The following is a 21911-nucleotide window of genomic DNA, read 5'->3' on the forward strand; positions in this document are numbered from 1 at the left end:
CGGGAGAGGCTTATAGCGCTGCCTTGATCTTTTCCGCAAACTTGCGAAGGTCGGAGCGCTGATAGGGCTCGCGCAGGCCGTGCCCCCACACCGGGCCGGGCCAGCCGGGATCGCCTTCCGAGCGCGCAATGACGTGTACATGCAACTGGCGCACGATGTTGCCGAGTGCGCCGGTGTTGATCTTGGTGCAGCCGGTCACCCGCTTCAGCGCCAGCGCCACCATGTTGGTCTCGAAGGTCAGCATCGCCTGGTCCAGCGGCGTCATGTCGTGGATTTCCTCGATGCCCGGCCGCTGCGGCACCAGCAGCAGCCATGGCCAGCGGCGGTCGTTCATGACGCGCAATTCGCACAGGCCGAGCCACATCAACTGTTCGCTGTCGGCTTCCAGCTGGGCGTCAAGCGTGAATCCGGCCTTGAGGCCCGGCAGCATCGGCGTTTCCCTCACTTTTTGACGTTTTTTGAACTCCATCGACGCTAGAGCGGCTTCCGAAGGGCCGCAAGGGGCAGCAACCAACATTGGCCGTCGCGGCGCTGATTGTGCGCGAAGAAGTGAGGGCCCGGGCAAATTGCATCAGGTTGGCGCTGCCCCGCCGAGGTCGACGATTTTGATCGCGGCCACATTTTGTTCTTGCTTTGTGCCGGCAGCTATGCTACTAATTTCGCTATGGTGATTATTCGCACCAACGACCCGCCCGCCGAGGCGGGTTTTTGGTTTCAGCTTTCGCCGTCGCTCAAGGCCCCTATCATCCGCACTTGCATTTCATCGCCGGATTGCCGATATGGAGGCTGGGAGGTTGGTGGTGGACGGTCCACTCGCCAACCGGGTCAGGTCCGGAAGGAAGCAGCCCTAACGAGCCCGGAACGGGTCATTGTTCCAGCCTCCCGCCTCTTCGCCTTTTGCCCTGACATTGACGGCGCCAAGCCGAGCGGGCGAAACTATGCGCAGGAATCGGCCGCCTCCAGTGGCAGCCCTTGGAGCTTAACGGGCGAATGAGCGAAGCCGGAAACGAGGCCGGGAAATTGGACAAGCCTGCCGCCTACCGCGTGCTGGCGCGCAAATACCGACCGTCGAATTTCTCCGAACTGATCGGCCAGGAGCCGATGGTCCGCACGTTGACCAATGCCTTTGCCACCGGCCGCATCGCCCAGGCCTGGATGCTGACCGGCGTGCGTGGCGTCGGCAAGACGACGACCGCGCGCATACTCGCGCGGGCCCTGAACTACAAAACATCGACCGTCGACCAGCCGTCCGTCGACCTTGCCGTGCTCGGCGAGCATTGCCAGGCGATCATGGAAGGCCGGCATGTCGACGTCATCGAGATGGACGCCGCCTCGCATACCGGCATCGACGACATCAGGGACATCATCGAGCGTGTGCGCTACGCCCCGGTGTCGGCGCGCTACAAGGTCTACATCATCGACGAAGTGCACATGCTTTCCAACCAGGCCTTCAACGGCCTGCTGAAGACGCTGGAAGAGCCGCCGCCGCACGTCAAGTTCATCTTCGCCACCACCGAAATCCGCAAGGTGCCGATCACCGTCCTGTCGCGCTGCCAGCGTTTCGACCTCAGGCGCATCGATGCGGCAATGATCAAGGCCGACCTTGCCAGGATAGCCGGTCTGGAGGGCATCGAAGTCGAAGACGATGCGCTGGCGATGATCGCGCGCGCGGCCGAAGGCTCGATGCGCGATGCGCAGTCGATCCTCGACCAGGCGATCGCCCATGGCGGCGGCGCGGTCAGCGCCGAAGCGGTGCGTGCTATGCTCGGCCTTGCCGACCGTGCCCGCATCGTCGACCTGTTCGAACATGTCATGAAGGGCGACGTCGCCGCCGCACTTGCCGAATTCCGTGCCCAGTACGATACCGGCGCCGATCCTGCCGCGGTGCTGACCGACCTTGCCGAGTTCAACCATCTGGTCACCCGTCTGCGTTTCGTGCCGGCTGCCATCGACGACGCCTCGCTGTCCGAGGACGAGCGCCGGCGCGGCGCCGATTTCGCCAGCATGCTGTCGGTCAAGGTGCTGTCGCGGACGTGGCAGATGCTCTTGAAAGGTATTCCCGAGGTGCAGACCTCCAACCGCCCGGTCAGCGCCGCCGAGATGGTGCTGATCCGGCTGGCCCATGCCGCCGACCTGCCGACGCTGGACGAGGCGCTGAAATCGCTGGAGAACGGCGGTACCCTGCCGGGCACTGCGCCGCGCGTGAATGGCACGCCGGCAAGCCCCGGCCCCGCAAACCATGCGCCTGCAAGCGGTGGTGCCGGCGCCGTGGCGCAGGCGCGGATGCCGATGGCCAATGGCGGCGCCCAGACAATGCGTCTGGTCGAGGCCGAGCCGGTGCCGACCAACTTCGTTACTCCGCCGGAGCCGGCGGTCGAGGCGCCGCCGGTGCCGGTGAAATCGCTGGCCGACATTGTCGCCCTTGCCGACGCCCAGCGCGACATGGCCTTCAAGGTGTTGGTGAAGCGTTGCGTGCGCCTGGTGCGCGTCGAGCCCGGTCGTATCGACGTCAGCCTGACCGACGATGCGCCGAAGATGTTGCTCAACGATTTGACCGCCAAGCTGCGCGCCTGGACCGGCCGCAACTGGCTGGTGTCGCTGTCGAAGGAAGAGGGCGGCCAGACCTTGGCCGAGCTGGAATCGACAAAGCGCGAAAACGCCTTCCTCGATGCCAAGAGCGACCCGACGGTCGCCGCCATCCTGGCGCGCTTTCCCGGCGCCAAGATCATCGACGTGCGCATTCCCGACGCGCCGGAAGCCGACGAGGCCGACGTGCCGGTCGAGCCGCCGGCCGACGACGACGAAACCTGAAACAACCAGCACCAGCTGCAAAGGACCGTGCGATGAAAGACCTTCTCGGCATGATGGGCAAGGCAAAGGAAATGCAGGCCAAGTTCCAGGCCATGCAGGATGAGATCGCCACGCTGGAAGCCACCGGGCAGGCCGGCGGCGGCCTGGTCAGCGTCACGCTGACCGGCAAATTCGAGATGAAGTCGCTGAAGATCGACCCGTCGCTGTTCAAGGAAGACGAGGTCGAGATTCTCGAGGACCTGCTTCTCGCTGCCCACAACGACGCCAGGACCAAGGTCGAGCAGATCATGCAGGAGAAGACCAGGGCGCTGACCGCGGGCCTACCGATCCCGCCGGGAATGAAACTGCCGTTCTAAGGCTAGTGCATGTCGCGCAAAAGTGTGCAGCGGTTTTGCGATAACGACATGCATCAAAACAAGAACCTAAAGCGCGTCGCATGAGGCCGGTCGAACGCGACGCGCTAGTCAATCGGTATGCCGTTACAGTGGCCGAAGAGTGCAGCGGCCCAGTGCTCGCTCTACCGCCAGCTGTGTCTATTAGGCAACTCCCCACACTTAATAACGCTTTAGCCATCTTTTTGCCTGAAAGTGTCTCATTCTTGCCGCAACCAGAGGCGGGCTGGCAGCAGAATTGAGGGGACACCTGTTGATCTCTACCCGATGGAAGACGCCGTTGCGGCTCGGCGTCGTTATCTCGCCGCTGTTTTTGGCCGCTTGCAGTCAGACCGCCTCGCACGGCATGTCCAGCCTGACCGATGCTATTACGCCGAGTTTCCTGAGCTCGCGCTCCTACAATTCCACGCCGAAGGAAAAGGAGTGCCTGGAGCGGGCAATGTTCTTCGAGTCCAACCGGTCGAGCCGTGACGGCATGATTGCGGTCGGCACGGTGGTGATGAACCGGCTGCGGTCCGGCAATCACGGCAACACCATCTGCCAGGTCGTCGGCGAGCGCGGGCAGTTCGCGCCGGGCGTCATGACACGGCCGATGAATTCGAAGGCGATGCCCGACGTCGAGGAAGCCGCCGAGGCGGTGCTCAAGGGCGAGCGCAAAGCCAAGCTGAAGAACACCATGTTCTTCCACACCGCCGGCCTGCGCTTCCCCTACAAGAACATGCACTACACCATGGTCGCCGGCGGCAATGCCTTCTATGAAAAGCGCGGCCGCAACTGGCAGCCGCTGCCGGACGAACCGGTGGTCGCCATGGCCCAGGCCAAGCCGCAAGCGCCTGCCGCTCAGGCCATACTTGTCGCCTCGGCGGAGCCGGCACGCAGCGCCAAGCCGACATTCGCCAAAGCGACCTATGTGACCGCCGCGGCATCGCTGCCGGCAAAGCAGACAAGGGTGACTGCCGGGATGGCAACCGCGGCGAGGGCGACACCGGAGAAGCCGATGCTTGTGGCGCTGCAGGAACCAATGCAGGAGCCGGATGCGGCCCGTTTTGGCGGAACCGTGAGCGAGCGGCCTGTCACCTCCTTCCAGGCCGCGCCGGCAGAGCCGACAATGTCGTTCGAGGCGACGCCCGAGAACACCGACGCCATCGGCGCGATGATCGCCGGCCAGACCCGGCCACTGGAAGAAAACTGACGGCCCTAGTGGCTTGCAGTCGCTTCGGACAGACAAATACGTGGAGTCGGCGCCGCCCCTCATCGCCCTGCCGGGCACTTCTCCCCGTATAGTGACGGGGAGAAGGGGGACGGCCGCAATCCTGGCGTACATTCTGCAACGATGATGATTGGCGAAACCGTCGATAAGAGCGTTCCTCTCCCCGTCACTATACGGGGAGAGGTCGCCGGCAGGCGGGTGAGGGGCAGCGCCAACGCCCGGAAAAGGGTGACGGGCGAATTCAAGCCTGAAGCGATTGCCCGGTCGCCCGCCTCAGCAGAGTTCCAAAGCGTGCGGAAAAATCCTAAACCGGTGCGATGTCGAAGCGAATCGCCGGTCCCGAGATCGAACGCCTGATCCAGCTGCTGGCCAAGGTGCCGGGGCTCGGTCCGCGTTCGGCACGCCGCGCCGCGCTCCACCTCATCAAGAAGAAGGAACAGCTGCTGGCGCCGCTCGCCGCCGCCATGGGCGAGGCGGTCGACAAGGTGCGCATCTGCTCGACCTGCGGCAATGTCGATACCTCGGATCCATGCATGATCTGCACCGACCCCCGCCGCGACCCCACTACGCTCATCGTCGTCGAGGACGTGGCCGACCTTTGGGCGCTGGAGCGGGCGACAGCCATGAACGTGCGCTACCATGTGCTCGGCGGTACGCTGTCGCCGCTCGACGGCATTGGTCCTGATGAGCTAAACATCCGTTCGCTGGTCGATCGCGTCGCCGGCGGCGAAGTCAAGGAAGTGATCCTCGCCGTCAACGCCACGGTCGAGGGCCAAACCACCGCGCACTACCTCACCGACCAGCTTTCCGGCTTCGACATCAAGGTGACGCGCCTGGCGCACGGTGTTCCGGTCGGCGGCGAACTCGATTATCTCGACGAAGGCACGCTGGCCGCCGCACTGCGCTCGCGGACGGTGTTTTGAGGCGAGTTGCGGGGAGAGTGCTTCCGAGATGATTGCGTTCCGTCGCGCCCCCCTCTGTCCTGCCGGACATCTCCCCCTCCAGGGGGGAGATCGGCAGCCTCGACATCCCCGCCAAGCTTGCGACGTTGAAGATTGGCGAAAACAGACGCGACAGCCAATCTCCCCCCTGGAGGGGGAGATGTCCGGCAGGACAGAGGGGGGCGCGACAGAACGTCGGCTTTGTGGATTGGCGATCTTTCTTGCAGTCCTCTTTGCCTTCCTCCTCGCCACCCCCGCCTCGGCGGCAAAGATCGACGACCAGTTCCGCGCCTGGCTTGGCAACGACCTCTGGCCCGAAGCCAAGGCCAAAGGCATCTCCAGGAAAACCTTCGATGCCGCCTTCGAAGGCGTCAAGCCGAACCTGAAGCTGCCCGACCTGGTGAAGCCGGGCGAGAAGGCGACGACGCCGCAGAAGCAGCATCAGGCCGAGTTCGGTTCGCCGGGCGCCTATTTCGCTGAAAAGATAATCCGAACGGTGACCGCCGGCGGCCGCACCCGCGAGGCGACCAACGCTAGGACTCTTGCCGCGATCGAGAAACGCTACGGCGCGCCTGGCGAAGTGCTGCTGGCGATCTGGGGCCGCGAGAGCGGCTTCGGCGCGGCGAAGATGCCTTATGACGCCTTCGAGGTGCTGGGCACCAAGGCGTTCATGTCGACCAAGAAGGAATTCTTCCGCACCGAGCTCTTGGCTGCGCTCGCGATCGTCGAGCGCGGGCTTGCCCCGGTCGGCGCGATGAAATCGTCTTGGGCAGGCGCGCTTGGCCAGCCGCAGTTCATGCCGACATCGTTCCTCAAGCATGCCGTCGATTTCGACGGCGACGGCCGCACCGACATCTGGAATTCGACGCCCGATATACTGGCATCGATCGCCAATTATCTCGTCCATTATGGCTGGGTCAGGGGCCGCGGCTGGGGCTTCGAGGTGACTGTGCCGGACAGCGTCTCGTGCTCGCTCGAAGGTCCGGACCAGGGCAAGAAGATTTCCCAGTGGGCTGATATGGGCATCAGGCGTGTGTCGGGTAAACCGTTCCCGGCGAGCGAACTGAAAGCCGAGGGCTTTCTTTTGATGCCGGCCGGGCGTAGCGGCCCGGCCTTCATCGTCACCCCCAATTTCTATGTGCTGAAGCAGTATAACACCAGCGATCTCTATGCCCTGTTCATCGGCCATGGCGCCGATCGCATCGCCCATGGCGACAGCAATTTCTCGGGCAATTGGGGCGCGGTCGGCGGGCTCTACCGCTCCGACATCGCCGCCCTGCAGCGGGCGCTGGAAGCTAAGGGCTACGATGTCGGCAGCGCCGACGGCCTGCCTGGCTTCAAGACGCGCCGCTCGATCGGCAAATGGCAGGCCAGCAACGGCCGTTCCGCTACCTGCTTTCCCGACGCCGACCTGGTTACCGCGCTGAAATAGCCGGATTTTCGCACCGCCGGTCTGGCCCAATCGACCGTTCTGCAAATGCTCGTTGCCGCGCTCGAAACCGCCGGATATGGTGAACCGGAACCGCACAAAAAATTGCCAAGACAACGGTCCGGGGATCACCGTTCGACGCGGCAAGAAATGCCACAACCCTGAGCCGGGAACTCAGGTCAACAAAAACAGGGAACAGTTAAAATGATGATGGAAAAGTTTGCTCTACGCTCCCGCTTCTTGCTCGCGGGCGCGGCCATGTCCGCGCTGCTTCTGGCCGTTGCGCCTGCCTTCGCGGTCACGCCCGCCGACACGCTGGTCGAGGGTTTCGCCATCGACGACATCATCACCATGGATCCGGGCGAAGCATTCGAATTGTCGACCGCAGAGGTCACCGGCAACACCTATGATCTTCTGGTACGCCTCGACCTCAGCGACACATCCAAGGTCAAGGGCGATCTCGCCGAAAGCTGGAGCGTCTCCGACGACGGCCTGACCTACACATTCAAGCTCAAGCCCGGCCTCAAATTCGCCTCCGGCAATCCGATCACGGCGGCCGACGTCGCCTATTCGTTCGAGCGCGCCATCAAGCTCGACAAGAGCCCGGCCTTTATTATCGGCCAGTTCGGTATCGATGGCGGCAACGTCACCGAGAAGGCCAAGGCCGTTGATGACACGACGTTCCAGTTCACCGTCGACAAGGCCTATGCGCCGAGCTTCGTCTTGAACTGCCTTTCGGCGACCGTCGCTTCGGTCGTCGACGCCAAGCTGGTCAAAGAGCATGTCGCTGCGGTCACCCCGAGCGCCGACTACAAATGGGACAATGATTTCGGCAACGCCTGGCTGAAGACCGGCTATGCCGGCTCCGGTGCCTTCAAAATGCGCGAATGGCGGGCCAACGAGGCCGTCGTCCTTGAGCGCAACGACAATTACTACGGCGAAAAAGCCAAGCTTGCCCGCGTTATCTATCGCAACATGAAGGAAAGCTCGGGCCAGCGCCTGGCGCTCGAAGCCGGCGATATCGACGTCGCCCGCAATCTCGAGCCGAACGACCTCGATGCCATCGCCAAGAATGCCGACCTCACCACCACCAGCGCGCCGAAGGGCACGGTCTATTACATCAGCCTCAACCAGAAGAACCCGAACCTCGCCAAGCCCGAGGTTCGCCAGGCTTTCAAATATCTGGTCGACTACGACGCCTTGAGCACGACCATCCTCAAGGGCATCGGCGAGATCCACCAGACCTTCCTGCCCAAGGGCGTGCTCGGCGAACTGGACGAGAACCCGTTCAAGTTCGACGTCGCCAAGGCCAAGGAACTGCTCGCCAAGGCCGGCCTCGCCGACGGCTTCAGCGTCACCATGGACGTGCGTACCGGGCAGCCGACGACGGGCATGGCGGAATCGATCCAGCAGACGCTGGGACAGGCCGGCATCAAGCTGGAGATCATCCCCGGCGACGGCAAGCAGACGCTGACCAAATACCGCGCCCGCAACCACGACATCTATATCGGCCAGTGGGGCCAGGATTATTTCGATCCGAACTCCAACGCCCAGACCTTCGCCAGCAACCCCGACAATTCGGATGAAGGCAAGACCAAGACGCTGGCCTGGCGCAACGCCTGGGACATCCCGGACTTGACCAAGCAGACCGAAGCCGCCCTGCTCGAGAAGGACGCGGCCAAGCGCGCCGCAATGTACCAGGATCTCGAGAAGAAGATCCTCGATACCAGCCCCTTCGTCATCATCCACCAGCAGCTGGAAGTGGCCGGCCTGCGCAAGAACCTCAAGGGTTTTGCGCTCGGCCCGAGCTTCGACACCAACTTCGTCGGCCCCGTCTCGAAAGAGTGATGCCGGGGAGTGACGCCGGCGGACGCGCCGTATGAGTGTGGCTGAAAGCGAGGTGACGGCAGGGCGCGGCGGCGCCCGCGCCGTTGCCGTGGCCTCATCTATCGCCCGGTTCCTGGTCATCGCGATAACGACCTATCTCGGTCTGCTCGCGGTGACCTTCTTCATCGGCCGCGTGATCCCGATCGACCCGGTGTTGGCGGTGCTCGGCGACCGGGCGCCGGCCAACGTCGTCGAACGAACGCGCCGCGAGATGGGCCTCGACCTGCCGCTGGTCGAGCAGTTCTACATCTATGTCAAACATGCCCTGAACGGTGATTTCGGCACCTCGGTGCTGACCACCAATCCGGTGATGACCGATATCCGCCGCGCCTTTCCGGCGACGCTCGAACTGGCGACGTTGGGAACATTGATCGGTTCGGTGATCGGCGTGCCGCTTGGCGTGCTAGCCGCCGTGCGGCGCGGCAGCGTCATCGACCAGATCGTGCGCATCATCGGCCTTGTCGGCTATTCCGTGCCGATCTTCTGGCTGGGGCTGCTGGCGCTGGTGCTGTTCTACGCCAAGCTGCAATGGGTCGCCTTTCCCGGCCGGCTCGACGTCGTCTACGAATACACCTTCACGCCGATTACCGGCTTTTACCTGCTGGATGCGCTCTGGCAGCGGCAGTGGGATGTATTTGCCGATGCCTTCCGCCACATCATCCTGCCGGCTTCGCTACTCGGCTATTTCTCGCTCGCCTACATCAGCCGCATGACGCGCTCGTTCATGCTGAACGAACTCACCCAGGAATACATCGTCGCAGCGCGCGCCAAGGGCCTGTCGGAAACGCGCATCATCTGGGGTCACGCGCTGCGCAACGCCGCGGTGCCGATGGTCACGGTGATCGCTCTGTCCTATGCCGGGCTGCTCGAAGGCTCGGTGCTGACCGAGACAGTGTTTTCGTGGCCGGGCATCGGCCTCTACATCACCAACTCGCTGCAGAACGCCGACATGAATGCCGTGCTTGGCGGCACGATCATCATCGGCTCGGTCTTCATCGCCATCAATCTATTCTCCGACCTGCTCTACCGGCTGCTCGATCCAAGGACCAAGGCAGGATGAGGACCAAGGCAGGATGAGCACGGAAGCGATTCAAACCCGCCGCGACTGGCTGCTCAGCGAGCGGCCGGCGTCGCGCGTGCAGGCGAGGCTCGGCCGCGCCTATGTGGCGTGGCGGCGCTTTTCCGCCAACCGGCTGGCGTTTGCCGGCCTGCTCATCATCGTCGCCCTGCTGGTGGTCGCGGCATTCGCCGATGTGCTGGCGCCCTATTCGCCGACATTCGGCGACCTCAAGGGCTCGCGGCTGCTGGCGCCGAGTGCGGCGCACTGGTTCGGCACCGACGATCTCGGCCGCGATATCTATTCGCGCATCATCTTCGGCTCGCGCTGGACACTCTACGTCGTCATTCTGGTTGCCATTATCGCCGCGCCGATCGGCTTGCTGGTCGGCACCGTCGCCGGTTACGCCGGCGGCTGGACCGATGCGATCCTGATGCGCATCACCGACATCTTCCTCGCCTTTCCGAAGCTGATCCTGGCGCTGGCCTTTGTCGCGGCGCTCGGCCCCGGCATCGAAAATGCCGTGCTTGCCATCGCCATCACCTCGTGGCCGCCCTATGCGCGCATTGCCCGCGCCGAAACGCTGACGGTGCGCAATTCCGATTATATCAAGGCGGTGCAATTGATGGGCGCCTCGCCGTTTCGCATCGTGCTTCGCCACATCATGCCGCTCTGCATCTCCTCGCTGATCATCAGGGTGACGCTCGACATGGCCGGCATCATCCTGACCGCGGCCGGCCTCGGCTTCCTCGGCCTCGGCGCGCAGCCGCCGCTGCCCGAATGGGGCGCGATGATCGCGTCGGGCCGCCGCTTCGTGCTCGACCAGTGGTGGGTTGCGGGCGCGCCGGGCTTTGCCATCCTCATCGTCAGCCTCGGCTTCAACCTGCTCGGCGACGGCCTGCGCGACGCGCTCGATCCCCGAAGCGGTGACCAATGAGTGGCGACCAATGAGCACGCTTCTCGAAATCAACGACCTGCGCGTTACCTTCCCGACGCGCACCGGCCTGATCGAGGCGGTGCGCGGCGTTTCCTTCTCGCTCGGCCGCGAGCGGCTCGGCATTGTCGGCGAGAGCGGTTCGGGCAAGTCGCAGACCGGCCGCGCCATCATGGGCGTCACCCCGCCGCAGGCCGAGGTGACCGCGAAGAGGCTCGCTTTCGACGGCATCGACCTGCTGGCAGCCTCGCCGCGCGAGCGCCGGGCACTGCGCGGCAAGCGTATCGCCATGATCCTGCAGGATCCGAAATATTCGCTCGACCCGGTGATGAGCATCGGCCGCCAGATCGTCGAGACGCTGCGCACGCATGAGAAGGTCTCCAAGGCCGAAGCCCGCGACCGCGCGCTGGCCATGCTGGAGGCTGTGCAGATCCGCGATCCGGCCCGTGTCTTCGACCTGCATCCGCACGAGGTTTCCGGCGGCATGGGCCAGCGCGCCATGATCGCCATGATGCTGATCGCCGGGCCGGAAATGATGATCGCCGACGAGCCGACCTCGGCACTCGACGTCACTGTCCAGCTCGACGTGCTCGGCATCCTCGACCGGCTAGTCAGCGAGCGCGGCATGGGGCTGATCTTCATCTCGCACGATCTGCGCCTGGTCTCGTCCTTCTGTGATCGTGTCATCGTCATGTATGCCGGCAAGGTGGTCGAACAGCTCAAAGCCTCGGAGCTCGGCCGCGCCCAGCATCCCTATACGCGCGGCCTGCTCAACTGCATGCCCAAGATCGGCGCCGACCGTCACCCGCTGCCGGTGCTCGACCGCAAGCCGGAGTGGGCAGCATGACGGCAGCCCTTTCCGTCGACAGGCTGGAGGTGGTCTTCGACCGCTTCCGCGCGTTGAAAGGCGTCAGCCTCGAGGTCGAATCCGGTGAATCCTTCGGCCTGGTCGGCGAGTCCGGCTCCGGCAAGTCGACGTTGCTCAGGGCAATCGCCGGCCTGGCGCCGGCCGCATCAGGCACCATCGCGGTCAACGGCAAAACGCTCGGCGCGCGTCGCGACAAGGCGTTCTACCGCGAGGTGCAGATGGTCTTCCAGGACCCGTACGGTTCGCTGCACCCGCGCCAGACCGTCGACCGCCTGCTGCAGGAGCCGCTCGCCATTCACGGCTTCGCCGACGGCGAAAAGCGCATCCAGCGGGCACTCGACGAGGTCGGCCTCGGCACCGGGTTCCGTTTTCGCTATTCGCATCAATTGTCCGGCGGTCAGCGCCAGCGCGTGGCGATCGCCCGCGCCCTGATTCTGGAACCGTCGATCCTGCTGCTCGACGAGCCGACCTCGGCGCTCGACGCTTCGGTGCAGGCGGAGGTGCTGAACCTGCTGGAAGAGATCAGGCGCCGCCGCAAGCTGACCTTCCTGATGGTCAGCCACGACCTAGCCATCATCACCCACATGTGCGAACGGCTGATGGTGATGCAGAACGGCGAGGCGATGGAGAATCTGACCGCGGACGATCTTGTCGAACGCCGTGTCACCAAGGACTACACGCGCAATCTGCTGAGGGCCAGCGAAGGGTTTGTGAGAACCGCTTGAACCTTCTCACGGTGCGCAGGACCAACTGTCTTCGGGAGATTCCCATGCAGCAATGGACGTTCCCAGACCCGCCCAATGTCGCGGTGTTTTTGGATCGGGTCATAATTACCCGCGGCGACTGGATTGCACACGTCTCGCATGACGATGACGACGGCAGTTGGCAATTCCACAACAGCGAAATTGGACCTGTTGACGAAGGCGACATAATGATTGTCAGCTTGCAAAACGTTGTGCAGCGGGATGAAAGTATCCTTGCGTTGGCCGACTTGCCGGAAGGCTGGCATGCTTGGCGCGAGTCAAAATCGTCGCCGTGGCAGCGCGCCAGGTCGCGCCCTGTACCCTCCAACGATAACGAATGATCCGGCAAAGCCTTAAGTCGGACCTTGCACCGGTTCGCCGGTCTCCAAAACGGGTAGCTCTTTCCAGCCTTTCGGCTCCATGACCTGAACCACGCCGAATAGCGCGCCGGCAGGAACAGCAGCATGATCGCTGCGCCGGCGATAGTGCCGGCCATCATCGCGTAGCTGCCGGACCGCAGGCCCAATCGCCCGCCGCCAGTGCCAACTTGAGGAAAACCTGAAATAAGCCCAGAAGAGTCTCAACAGCCATCAAACGAGAGCGGGCGCCGGCCCGGTGAGGGATACGATGACAAATTCAGCCATTTCCGAACGCAAGAGCCAGTCGATTTCGCGCGGCGTCGGCATGACCACGCAGATCTATGCCGATCGCGCCGAAAACTCGGAGATCTGGGATGTGGAAGGCCGCCGCTACATCGATTTCTCGTCCGGCATCGCCGTCGTCAACACCGGCCACCGTCACCCCAGGGTGATCGAAGCGGTCAAGGCGCAGCTCGACCGCTTCACCCATACCTGCTACCAGGTCGTGCCCTACGAGAGCTATATCCGGCTGGCCGAACGGCTGAACGGCATGCTGCCCGGCAAGTTCGACAAAAAGACGATTTTTGTCACCACCGGCGCCGAGGCGGTTGAGAATGCAATCAAGATTGCCCGCAACGCCACCGGCCGGCCGGCGGTCATCGCTTTTTCCGGCGGCTTCCACGGACGCACCTTCATGGGCATGGCGCTGACCGGCAAGGTCGTGCCTTACAAGGTCGGCTTCGGCGCCATGCCGGCGGATGTCTTCCATGCGCCGTTCCCGGTTGCGCTGCACGGCGTGTCGGTCGCCGATTCGCTGGCTGCGCTCGACCGGCTGTTCAAGGCCGATGTCGATCCGGCCCGCGTCGCCGCGATCATCGTCGAGCCGGTGCAGGGCGAGGGCGGCTTCTACGAGGCGCCGCGCGATTTCATGACCGCATTGCGCAAGATCTGCGATCAGCACGGCATGCTGCTGATCGCCGACGAGGTGCAGACCGGCTTTGCCCGCACCGGCAAGATGTTTGCCATGGACCACCACGAGGTGGCGGCCGACATCACCACCATGGCCAAGAGCCTGGCTGGCGGCTTCCCGTTGGCGGCGGTCACCGGGCGTGCCGAGATCATGGATGCGCCGAACCCCGGCGGACTCGGCGGCACCTATGGCGGCAGCCCGATCGGCGTCGCCGCGGCGCATGCCGTGCTCGACGTCATCGACGAGGAGAAGCTCTGCGACCGGGCCAACACGCTGGGCAACCGTCTGAAGCAGCGCCTGCAAGCGATCCGCGACGAAGCCCCGGAAATCGTCGATATCAGAGGCCCCGGCTTCATGAACGCGGTCGAGTTCAACGATGTGACGAAGGGGCTGCCGTCGCCGGAACTCGCCAATGCGGTCCGGCTGAAGGCGCTCGACAAGGGCCTGATCCTGCTCACCTGCGGCGTCTACGGCAACGTCATCCGCTTCCTCGCGCCGATCACCATCCAGGACGGCGTCATGAACGAGGCGCTCGACATCCTGGAAAGTTCGATCCGCGAGGCCCGCGCCGCCTGAGCGATACGATTATCCTGCCGCCGGGGCCGGCTCTGCCTGCTGGAAGGCGGCGAGCGCCGCCTTCAGCCCGTCGGGCCCGGTCGCGACAATCTGCGGCGACGGCGAAAAGCCGGCGCCGAGCATCTTGCGGCCAAGCATGTGGTCGCCGGGCCGGTTGACCGATTCGATGCCGAGCAGCCGGCTTCCGGCATAGTGGTAGATGGAGAATTTGTTCTCGGCCACGTCGCCCAGCACGACATGGCTGTCGCCACCCGCAATCAGGCCGACCATCTGCAGCTTCATGTCACCGATATCGGACCAGAACCACGGCACCGCCGAGTAATTGTCGGTGTGGCCGGCGATAGTGCGTGCGGCGAGCCGCGCCTGGTCAGTGGCGTTCTGCACCGATTCCAGCCGCACGTCGCCGCCGGTGAACCAGTGCCGGTAAGACGCCGCGTCGCCGATGGCGAGGATTTCCGGCACCGACGTGCGCATCTGCTGGTCGACGCGGATGCCGTTGGCGATGGCAATGCCGGCGGCTTCGGCCAATTCGACATTCGGCACGACGCCGATGCCGATGACGACCATCTGCGCCGGCAATCTCTCGCCGGACGAGGTGATTGCAGCCGAAACACGGCCGTTCTCGCCCTCCAGCCGTTCGATGGTGGTGCCGGTAAGGATGCGCACACCGGTGGCCTCCAGCCGCTGGCGCACATGGCCGGCGATGGCCGGTGCCACGGCGCGGCCGAGCAGCCGGTCGACCGCCTCGACCACCGTAACCTTGCGGCCTGCCGCGGTGAGCGTCGCGGCAATCTCCAGGCCGATGAAGCCGCCGCCGAGGATGACGACCTCCTCGCTTTGCGCGCTCAATTCGCGGATCAGGCGGGCATCGCCGAGCGAGCGCAGCGACACAACGCCAGAAAGCTCCGAACCCGGCAGCGGCAGCAGGCGCGGCCGCGCGCCGGTGGCGAGGATCAGCCGGTCAAACGGCAACACGCCGCCGCCCGATATCTCCAGCCGGCGGCCGCCTACGTCGATGCGCTCGACCCGGAGGCCTGGCCGGTAGTCGATGCTGCTGCCGGTATAAAAAGGCTCGCCGCGCAACGGCTGCGGCTTTGCTTGCTGATCCTTGATGAAAGTCTTCGACAGCGGTGGCTTGTGGTAGGGCAGTTCGTTTTCGTCGCCGACCAGGATCACCGGGCCGTCATAGCCTTCTTCGCGCAGGCTGGCGGCCGCGTGCACGCCCGCATGACCCGCACCGACAATGACGACCCCGTTCTTCATAACAGCCCGATTCCTCATCCAAATCTAGGACGTCTCGCCAGGTGGCGATTGTCCGGCGCCGCCGCAAGAGCGCCGATCCGGGTCGCACCCGGAACGGCCGCCTGTCAACCGCGTCATGCGCCGGTATTCCCTATACATCGGCGTTAAAGTTGACAGTTATAGTTTAGAATAATTCTAAACTGTTGTTTCAATTGAATTTTTCTACGTCACCAGTTGACATCCGACGTCTTCGCCGTTTTATGGAAGCTCGCGCGTCAGCGCATCCCTTTGATGTCTGGGCCTTGAACCCTTTCGATTGGAGGCATTTCGGTGTCTTTCTTCCGCGAACCGCGCGATGGCGCGACCCTTCTTTGCCCGCTGGCAACTGCCCGCCGCGGCGCCGGCATTTCATTGATTCCCGAGGAGAGACAATCATGAGAACGATGATGACCGCGCGGTATGGCGGCAGGCTTGCGACGATCGGCGCCACGGCGATGCTGACGGCGGCCGTGTTCGTGCTGCCGGCCAAGGCGCAAACCGATGCCAAGGCGGTCATCAAGACCTATTCCGACATTGCGCTCGCCAAATACGAGGATTCGCTGATCACGGCCGAGGCGCTCGACAAGGCTGTCGATGCGCTGCTCGCCAAGCCATCTGCCGAAACGCTGAACGCCGCCCGCGAGGCCTGGAAGGCATCGCGCGTTCCCTATCAGCAGACCGAGGTCTATCGCTTCGGCAATGCCATCGTCGACGACTGGGAAGGCAAGGTGAACTCCTGGCCGCTCGACGAAGGCTTGATCGACTATGTCGCCAAGAGCCACGGCACCGAGTCGGACGCCAACGCGCTCTACACCGCCAATGTGATCGCCAACAAGTCGATCGAGATCAACGGCAAGAAGGTCGACGCCACCGAGCTGACGCCGGAGTTCCTCTCCGGCACCCTGCAGGAGGCCGGCGGTATCGAGGCCAATGTGGCGACCGGCTATCACGCTATCGAATTCCTGCTTTGGGGTCAGGACCTGCACGGCACCGGTCCGGGCGCCGGCGAACGGCCCTACACCGATTACGACCTCGCCAATTGCACCGGCGGCAATTGCGACCGTCGCGGACAGTATCTGAAATCGGCGAGCGACCTTCTGGTTTCCGATCTAAAGGATATGGTCGACGACTGGAAGGAAGGCGGCGCCGCCCGCAAGAACCTTGTCGATGGCGAGCCGAACGCCGCCATTTCGACCATCTTCACCGGCATGGGCTCGCTGTCCTATGGCGAGCTCGCCGGAGAGCGGATGAAGCTCGGCCTCTTGTTGCACGACCCGGAAGAGGAGCACGATTGCTTCTCCGACAATACCTACAACTCCCATCTTTACGATGCGATCGGCATCCGTGCCGCCTATCACGGCAGCTACAAGCGGCTCGACGGCACTGTCGTCGAGGGGCCGTCGGTGGCCGACATGGTCAAGGCGGCCGACCCGGCGGTCGACAAGGAATTGTCGGACAAACTGGACGTCACTATCGCCAAGATGGAGGCCATCAAGGCGCGGGCGCTTGCCGGCGAGGCCTATGACCAGCAGATCGGAGAAGGCAACACGGAAGGCAATGCCACTGTGCAGGCGGCGATCGACGCGCTGGTCGATCAGACCAAGTCGATCGAACGCGCCGTCGGTACCCTGAAGCTCAATGCGATAGCCTTCGAGGGCTCGGACAGCCTCGATTCACCGGACAAGGTGTTCCAATAGACTATCGAAACCACCAGCCACGCGACGCAACGAAGCGCCGTTAGCCAGAGCGACAAATGCTGATCTGCCATTGCAACATCATCACCGAAAAGGAGATAGAGCAGACGATCGTCGGACTGCTGGATGAGGACCCCTGGCAGCTGATCGTGCCGGCGAAGGTCTATCACGCCATGCACAAGCGCGGTCGCTGTTGCGGCTGCTTCCCAAATGTGGTCGAAACGATCATTCGGGTCACCGAAAATTACCATGCCCGCTCGGCGGTGAGTGGCGTGGACATCGTTTCACACCTGGATCGCGTCAGAGGCCTGCGCGTCCAATACGGGAGCAGAACCCATGAAAGGCGAACAGCAGATCATAGAGCGGCTTAACGAGGCTCTGTTTCTGGAACTTGGGGCGGTCAATCAATACTGGGTGCATTTCCGGCTGCTGGAAGACTGGGGATACGCCAAGCTGGCGAAGAAGGAACGCGCTGAATCGATCGAGGAAATGCACCATGCCGACCGGCTCGTGGCGCGCATCATCTTCCTCGAGGGCCATCCGAACCTGCAGTCCGTGGCGCCGCTGCGCATCGGGCAGAATGTCAAGGAAGTGCTCGAATCCGATCTTGCCGGCGAATATGACGCGCGCACCGCCTACAAGCGTTCGCGCGAGGTTTGTAACGAAGCAGGCGACTACGTGACGATGAAGCTGTTCGAGGAATTGCTGGCTGACGAGGAAGGTCACATCGACTTCCTCGAGACGCAACTCGACCTGCTCGCCTCGATCGGCGAAGAAAAGTACGGCCAACTCAACGCAGCGTCGGCCGACGAGGCGGAATAAGGACATGCCGGAATGCGGCGCCCCCTAGATTTCATGCGCCGCTTGCGGCCGGCCGAGCATTGTGGCCTGCCGCCTCAGAAGAAGCCGCGATACGGTATCCTTCGCGGCGCCTTTCTTGCCGTGGTGGCGACGCTCACAGCCTCGGCGCTGGCCGGGGCGCCGCAACCGGCGGGGCTTGCCACCAGCCGCACGGATCTGACGCCGAAGGATCTGGCGCGCGTCATCGCCATCACCAGGCCGACCAGCGATTTCTCCAAGCCCGAGCAATTCGAGCTGATGCAGGGCGGCGCCGGCACCTCGAAGAAGGACGTCAACAAGGACGCCTTCTCGCAATCCTCTGCCAACATCAGCTTCGAGGAAGAGGGTACCTTCAAGCTCGGCAACGCCATTTTCCGCAAGAACTGGGTGTCCTCGCCATCCTCGACACAAGCCTCGGATGGGCTCGGTCCGTTGTTCAACGAGCGCGCCTGCCAGAACTGTCATCTGAAGGACGGCCGCGGCCATCCGCCCGAAGGCGACAGCGGCACCACCTCGATGTTCCTGCGCCTGGCAAGGGAAGCCAGTACCGAGGAGGAGAAAGCCGCGCTCGCCGATCACAAGGTGCTCAACTTTCCCGACCCGGTCTATGGCACGCAGCTGCAGGAATTGGCCGTTCCCGGTCTGCAGGGCGAAGGCAGGATGCATGTCGACTACCAGGACGAGAAGGTGAAATTGGCGGACGGCAGCACGGTGTCGCTGCGCAAGCCGAGCTATTCGGTCGACGGTCTCGCCTACGGGGCGCTCGATCCACACACCACGCTGTCGCCGCGCATGACGCCGCCGATGATCGGCCTTGGCCTGGTCGAGCAGATCGCTCCTGCCAACATCCTTACGCGTGCCGATGCGGCCGACCGCGATGGTGACGGGATTTCCGGCAGGCCAAACATAATACGCGACGCCAGCAGCGGTGAACTGACGCTCGGCCGTTTCGGCTGGAAGGCGCAGGCGGCATCGATCCGCCAGCAATCGGCGGACGCTTTTGCCGGCGATATCGGCATTTCGACGCCTGAGGTGCCGAAGCACTGGGGCGATTGCAGCGCCGCGGAAAAGACCTGCCTTGCCCTACCTAACGGTGTACAGGAGCGCCTCGGTCCGGTCGAAGCGCCGCCGCCGGTCATGGACCTCGTGACCTTCTATTCGCAAAACCTTGCCGTGCCGGCCCGGCGCGATCTCGACAGACCGGACGTGCTCGCCGGCAAAAAACTGTTCTACGATATGGGCTGCATCTCCTGCCATACGCCGAAATTCGTCACCCGTCGCGGCACCCCGAACAAGGCGCAGGCCTTCCAGCTGATCTGGCCTTATTCCGATTTCCTGCTGCATCACATGGGACCCGGTCTTGCCGACGGACAGGCGGTGGGCGAGGCCACGGGAAGCGAATGGCGCACGCCGCCACTGTGGGGCATCGGGCTCACCCAGACCGTCAGCGGCAACACCTTCTTCCTGCATGACGGGCGCGCACGAAACCTGGCCGAGGCGATTCTGTGGCATGGCGGCGAGGGCCAGAAGGCGCGTGACCGCTTTGCCGCTGCCGATGCGGCCGACCGCGCCGCGCTGATCAAGTTTCTGGGGTCGCTCTGATGCGGAAGCGTCTTGCATTCGCTCTGATGCTGGTCCTCGCCGGTGCGCTGCCGGCATCCGCGGCGGTGAAGGCTTCGGATGTGATCCAGCGGGCGATCGACGGCTTCGTCCGCCCGGCCTATGCCAGACTGCATGACCATGCGGACAGCTTGGCCAAGACCATGCACGCGCTTTGCCAAGCGCCCTCGCGGGACAATCTCGATGCGGCACGCGCCGAATTCTCGGGTGTCGTGGATGCCTGGTCGGTGGTGGAAATCATCCGTTTCGGGCCGATCGCGGAAAACAACCGGCTTGAGCGCATGCTGTTTTGGCCGGACCGCAAGAGCATCGGCCTGAAGCAGGTGCAGGCAGCACTTGCCGGCAAGGATCCGACAGCCGCCGATCCCGCCCAGCTGGCTACAAAGAGCGTCGCCACGCAAGGGCTCGGCGCACTGGAATTCGTCCTCTACGGCGACGGAGCCGGTCAATTGGTCGGCAGGGACGACACCTATCGCTGCGCCTACGGTGCGGCCATTGCCGGCAATGTCGAGACGATTGCCGGCGAGGTTGGCGATGCCTGGAACGAGCCCAACGGCTTTGCCGCGCTCTGGGCCAATCCGGGTCCGCAGAACGCGCTCTACTACGACGGAACTGAAGCGGTGACCGAACTGGTCGGCGTCTTCATCAACGAGCTGGAAATGGTCCGCGACGTACGCCTGAAAGGCTTCCTGGGCGCCAAGCCGGAGGCCGACAAACCGAAACAGGCGATCTATTGGCGCTCGCAAAACACCGCCCGCTCGCTGACCGGGAATCTGGCGGGCATGGACACGCTGTTCCAGGCCTCGCAGCTTGGCGACGCGCTGCCGCCCGATGCGCGCTGGATGGCAGAATCGGTCCACATCCAGCTCACCAACGGGATCGAGGCGGCCAAGGCGATCAGGGGACCGATCGACAAGGCACTTGCCGATCCGGCGCTGCGCCAGAAGCTCGACTATTTCTCGCTGGTGACATCCAGCCTGACGACCCTGATCGGCACCAGGCTGACCGCCGAATTCGGCCTGACCGCCGGGTTCTCGTCATTGGATGGCGACTGATCATGAGGACGCCGCTGATCGATCGGCGCGATTTCCTGAGGGCCGCAGGCGCTGGTTTCGTAGCGGCGATGGCGCCGTCGGCCTGGGCAAAGACACTCGACGCCGACGCGGTCTTCGCCACCGCTTTCGTCAAGCGCGACGGCAGCTATGGCGCGGCCGTCCTGTCCAAGGCCGGCAAGTTGTTGCACACGATCGATCTGCCCGATCGGGGCCACGATGTTACCTTCGACCCGGTGTCCAAGCGTTCGGTGGTGTTTGCCAGGCAGCCGGGCACCTTTGCTGTCGTCTTCGACCATACCGGCCGCGGTGAACCGCGCACCATTGCCAGCGTTGCCGGCCGGCATTTCTTCGGCCATGGCGTGTTCTCGGCCGATGGCACGCTGCTCTACGCAACCGAGAACGATTTCGACAATGCCGCCGGCGTCGTCGGCGTCTATGACGCGCATGCGAAATTCAAGCGCATCGGCGAGTTTCCGACCTACGGCACAGGCCCGCACGAGCTTTTGCTGCTTTCCGACGGCAGGACGATCGCTGTGGCCAATGGCGGCATCGAGACGCATCCGGATTATGGCCGCGCCGAGCTCAACATCGCAACGATGAAGCCTTCCTATGTTCTGGTCGACCGCCTTACCGGCGATCTCACCGAAAAGCACGAATTGCCGCCGGCGCTGCACCAATTGTCGATCCGCCATATGGATGCCGACCGGTCCGGCACCGTCTGGTTCGGCTGCCAGTACAGGGGGCCGGGTACCGACCGTGCCCCGCTGGTTGGCCGCGCGCCGCGCGGCAAGGACTTGCAATTGCTCGATATGTCGCAGGATGTGCTCTCCGGCTTCAGGAACTATATCGGCTCGGTCGCCGCCAATCCTGCCGCCGGCACCATCGCCGTGTCTTCGCCTGAGGGCAATTCGCTTGCCGTGATCGACACGGCCAGCGGCCGCGTCGTCGCTACCAAGGCTCTGGTCGAGGTCTGTGGCGTTGCGCCCGATGGGAAAGGCTTCATCGCGACGACGGGTGCCGGCGAAATCATCGAAGCCGGTGGCGCGACCCGTTCCGAGCCGGACTATGTCTGGGATAATCACGTGCTGCGTATCGAGCAGGTCGGCTAGTCCCGATACCTATTGTGGCGATTGCGTGCGGTGGAACTTACATTCTTGGACCCGCGCCGAAGCCAAGTCGCCTGATGATTTATCCATTATTCCCTTGCGGGGATGAGCCCTGGCGGGCAGAGGGAAGCTGTTTTC

The 21911-nt window shown here is 63.7% G+C and carries 20 protein-coding genes and 1 other RNA gene; 19 read left to right on the plus strand and 2 right to left on the minus strand.

Annotated features, from left to right (window positions below):
* Positions 1-10: 10 nt before the first annotated feature.
* Positions 11-430 (minus strand): HIT family protein, encoded by a 420-nt coding sequence (locus NKJ73_RS16835; RefSeq protein ID WP_023676868.1) that lies wholly within the window; start codon positions 428-430, stop codon positions 11-13.
* 359 nt (positions 431-789) lie between these two features.
* Here NKJ73_RS16835 and ffs point away from each other — a divergent pair.
* The 13 genes from ffs to NKJ73_RS16900 all read left to right on the plus strand — a co-directional run bounded on the left by ffs (position 790) and on the right by NKJ73_RS16900 (position 14177).
* Positions 790-886: signal recognition particle sRNA small type (gene ffs, locus NKJ73_RS16840), an RNA gene on the plus strand.
* 104 nt (positions 887-990) lie between these two features.
* Positions 991-2811: a DNA polymerase III subunit gamma/tau gene (locus NKJ73_RS16845; protein ID WP_352570308.1), complete on the plus strand. Its 1821-nt coding sequence runs from the start codon at positions 991-993 to the stop codon at positions 2809-2811.
* A gap of 32 nt (positions 2812-2843) precedes the next feature.
* Positions 2844-3167, plus strand: coding sequence for a YbaB/EbfC family nucleoid-associated protein (locus tag NKJ73_RS16850; RefSeq protein ID WP_023676870.1), 324 nt, complete (start codon positions 2844-2846; stop codon positions 3165-3167).
* Positions 3168-3456: 289 nt separating this feature from the next.
* Positions 3457-4395 (plus strand): cell wall hydrolase, encoded by a 939-nt coding sequence (locus NKJ73_RS16855; RefSeq protein WP_352570310.1) that lies wholly within the window; start codon positions 3457-3459, stop codon positions 4393-4395.
* 335 nt (positions 4396-4730) lie between these two features.
* Positions 4731-5336 (plus strand): recombination mediator RecR, encoded by a 606-nt coding sequence (gene recR, locus NKJ73_RS16860; protein ID WP_352448580.1) that lies wholly within the window; start codon positions 4731-4733, stop codon positions 5334-5336.
* A 178-nt stretch (positions 5337-5514) separates the two neighbouring features.
* Positions 5515-6786, plus strand: coding sequence for a lytic murein transglycosylase (locus NKJ73_RS16865; protein WP_352570312.1), 1272 nt, complete (start codon positions 5515-5517; stop codon positions 6784-6786).
* A 201-nt stretch (positions 6787-6987) separates the two neighbouring features.
* Positions 6988-8631 (plus strand): ABC transporter substrate-binding protein, encoded by a 1644-nt coding sequence (locus NKJ73_RS16870; RefSeq protein ID WP_352570314.1) that lies wholly within the window; start codon positions 6988-6990, stop codon positions 8629-8631.
* A gap of 31 nt (positions 8632-8662) precedes the next feature.
* On the plus strand, positions 8663-9730 hold the full coding sequence (locus NKJ73_RS16875; protein ID WP_023676874.1) for an ABC transporter permease: 1068 nt from the start codon (positions 8663-8665) through the stop codon (positions 9728-9730).
* Positions 9731-9743: 13 nt separating this feature from the next.
* Positions 9744-10664, plus strand: a complete 921-nt coding sequence (nikC, locus tag NKJ73_RS16880) for a nickel transporter permease (protein ID WP_352448584.1) — start codon at positions 9744-9746, stop codon at positions 10662-10664.
* Between the two features lie 10 nt (positions 10665-10674).
* The gene (locus NKJ73_RS16885) at positions 10675-11508 is read left to right on the plus strand and encodes an ABC transporter ATP-binding protein (RefSeq protein ID WP_352570316.1); all 834 of its coding nucleotides are present in this window, start codon (positions 10675-10677) and stop codon (positions 11506-11508) included.
* Complete coding sequence (locus tag NKJ73_RS16890; RefSeq protein ID WP_352542927.1) at positions 11505-12254, plus strand: ABC transporter ATP-binding protein; 750 nt, start codon at positions 11505-11507, stop codon at positions 12252-12254. Before NKJ73_RS16885 ends, NKJ73_RS16890 begins: the two co-directional genes overlap by 4 nt.
* 44 nt (positions 12255-12298) lie before the next feature.
* Positions 12299-12613, plus strand: a complete 315-nt coding sequence (locus NKJ73_RS16895) for a hypothetical protein (RefSeq protein ID WP_352448586.1) — start codon at positions 12299-12301, stop codon at positions 12611-12613.
* A gap of 286 nt (positions 12614-12899) precedes the next feature.
* Positions 12900-14177 carry a 4-aminobutyrate--2-oxoglutarate transaminase gene (locus tag NKJ73_RS16900; protein ID WP_352448587.1) on the plus strand — a complete coding sequence of 426 codons (1278 nt, stop codon included), beginning with the start codon at positions 12900-12902 and terminating at the stop codon, positions 14175-14177.
* A 9-nt stretch (positions 14178-14186) separates the two neighbouring features.
* On the opposite strand, the gene NKJ73_RS16905 is transcribed toward NKJ73_RS16900, so the two are convergent.
* The gene (locus tag NKJ73_RS16905) at positions 14187-15440 is read right to left on the minus strand and encodes an NAD(P)/FAD-dependent oxidoreductase (RefSeq protein ID WP_352570318.1); all 1254 of its coding nucleotides are present in this window, start codon (positions 15438-15440) and stop codon (positions 14187-14189) included.
* Positions 15441-15865: 425 nt separating this feature from the next.
* Between NKJ73_RS16905 and NKJ73_RS16910 the strand changes: the two genes are divergently transcribed.
* From NKJ73_RS16910 to NKJ73_RS16935, 6 genes are read left to right on the plus strand one after another with little or no spacing between them, the layout of a single operon-like run.
* Positions 15866-17155, plus strand: a complete 1290-nt coding sequence (locus NKJ73_RS16910; protein WP_352570372.1) for an imelysin family protein — start codon at positions 15866-15868, stop codon at positions 17153-17155.
* A 56-nt stretch (positions 17156-17211) separates the two neighbouring features.
* Positions 17212-17523 carry a (2Fe-2S)-binding protein gene (locus tag NKJ73_RS16915; RefSeq protein WP_352570320.1) on the plus strand — a complete coding sequence of 104 codons (312 nt, stop codon included), beginning with the start codon at positions 17212-17214 and terminating at the stop codon, positions 17521-17523.
* Positions 17489-17974, plus strand: coding sequence for a bacterioferritin (bfr, locus tag NKJ73_RS16920; RefSeq protein ID WP_023676883.1), 486 nt, complete (start codon positions 17489-17491; stop codon positions 17972-17974). Before NKJ73_RS16915 ends, bfr begins: the two co-directional genes overlap by 35 nt.
* Before the next feature lie 12 nt (positions 17975-17986).
* On the plus strand, positions 17987-19594 hold the full coding sequence (locus NKJ73_RS16925; RefSeq protein ID WP_352570322.1) for a di-heme oxidoreductase family protein: 1608 nt from the start codon (positions 17987-17989) through the stop codon (positions 19592-19594).
* On the plus strand, positions 19594-20667 hold the full coding sequence (locus NKJ73_RS16930) for an imelysin family protein (protein WP_352570324.1): 1074 nt from the start codon (positions 19594-19596) through the stop codon (positions 20665-20667). Before NKJ73_RS16925 ends, NKJ73_RS16930 begins: the two co-directional genes overlap by 1 nt.
* Positions 20668-20669: 2 nt before the next feature.
* Positions 20670-21776, plus strand: coding sequence for a DUF1513 domain-containing protein (locus tag NKJ73_RS16935; RefSeq protein WP_352570326.1), 1107 nt, complete (start codon positions 20670-20672; stop codon positions 21774-21776).
* Positions 21777-21911 lie beyond the last annotated feature (135 nt).

This window comes from Mesorhizobium sp. M0074 (assembly GCF_040322975.1).
GTDB lineage: Bacteria > Pseudomonadota > Alphaproteobacteria > Rhizobiales > Rhizobiaceae > Mesorhizobium.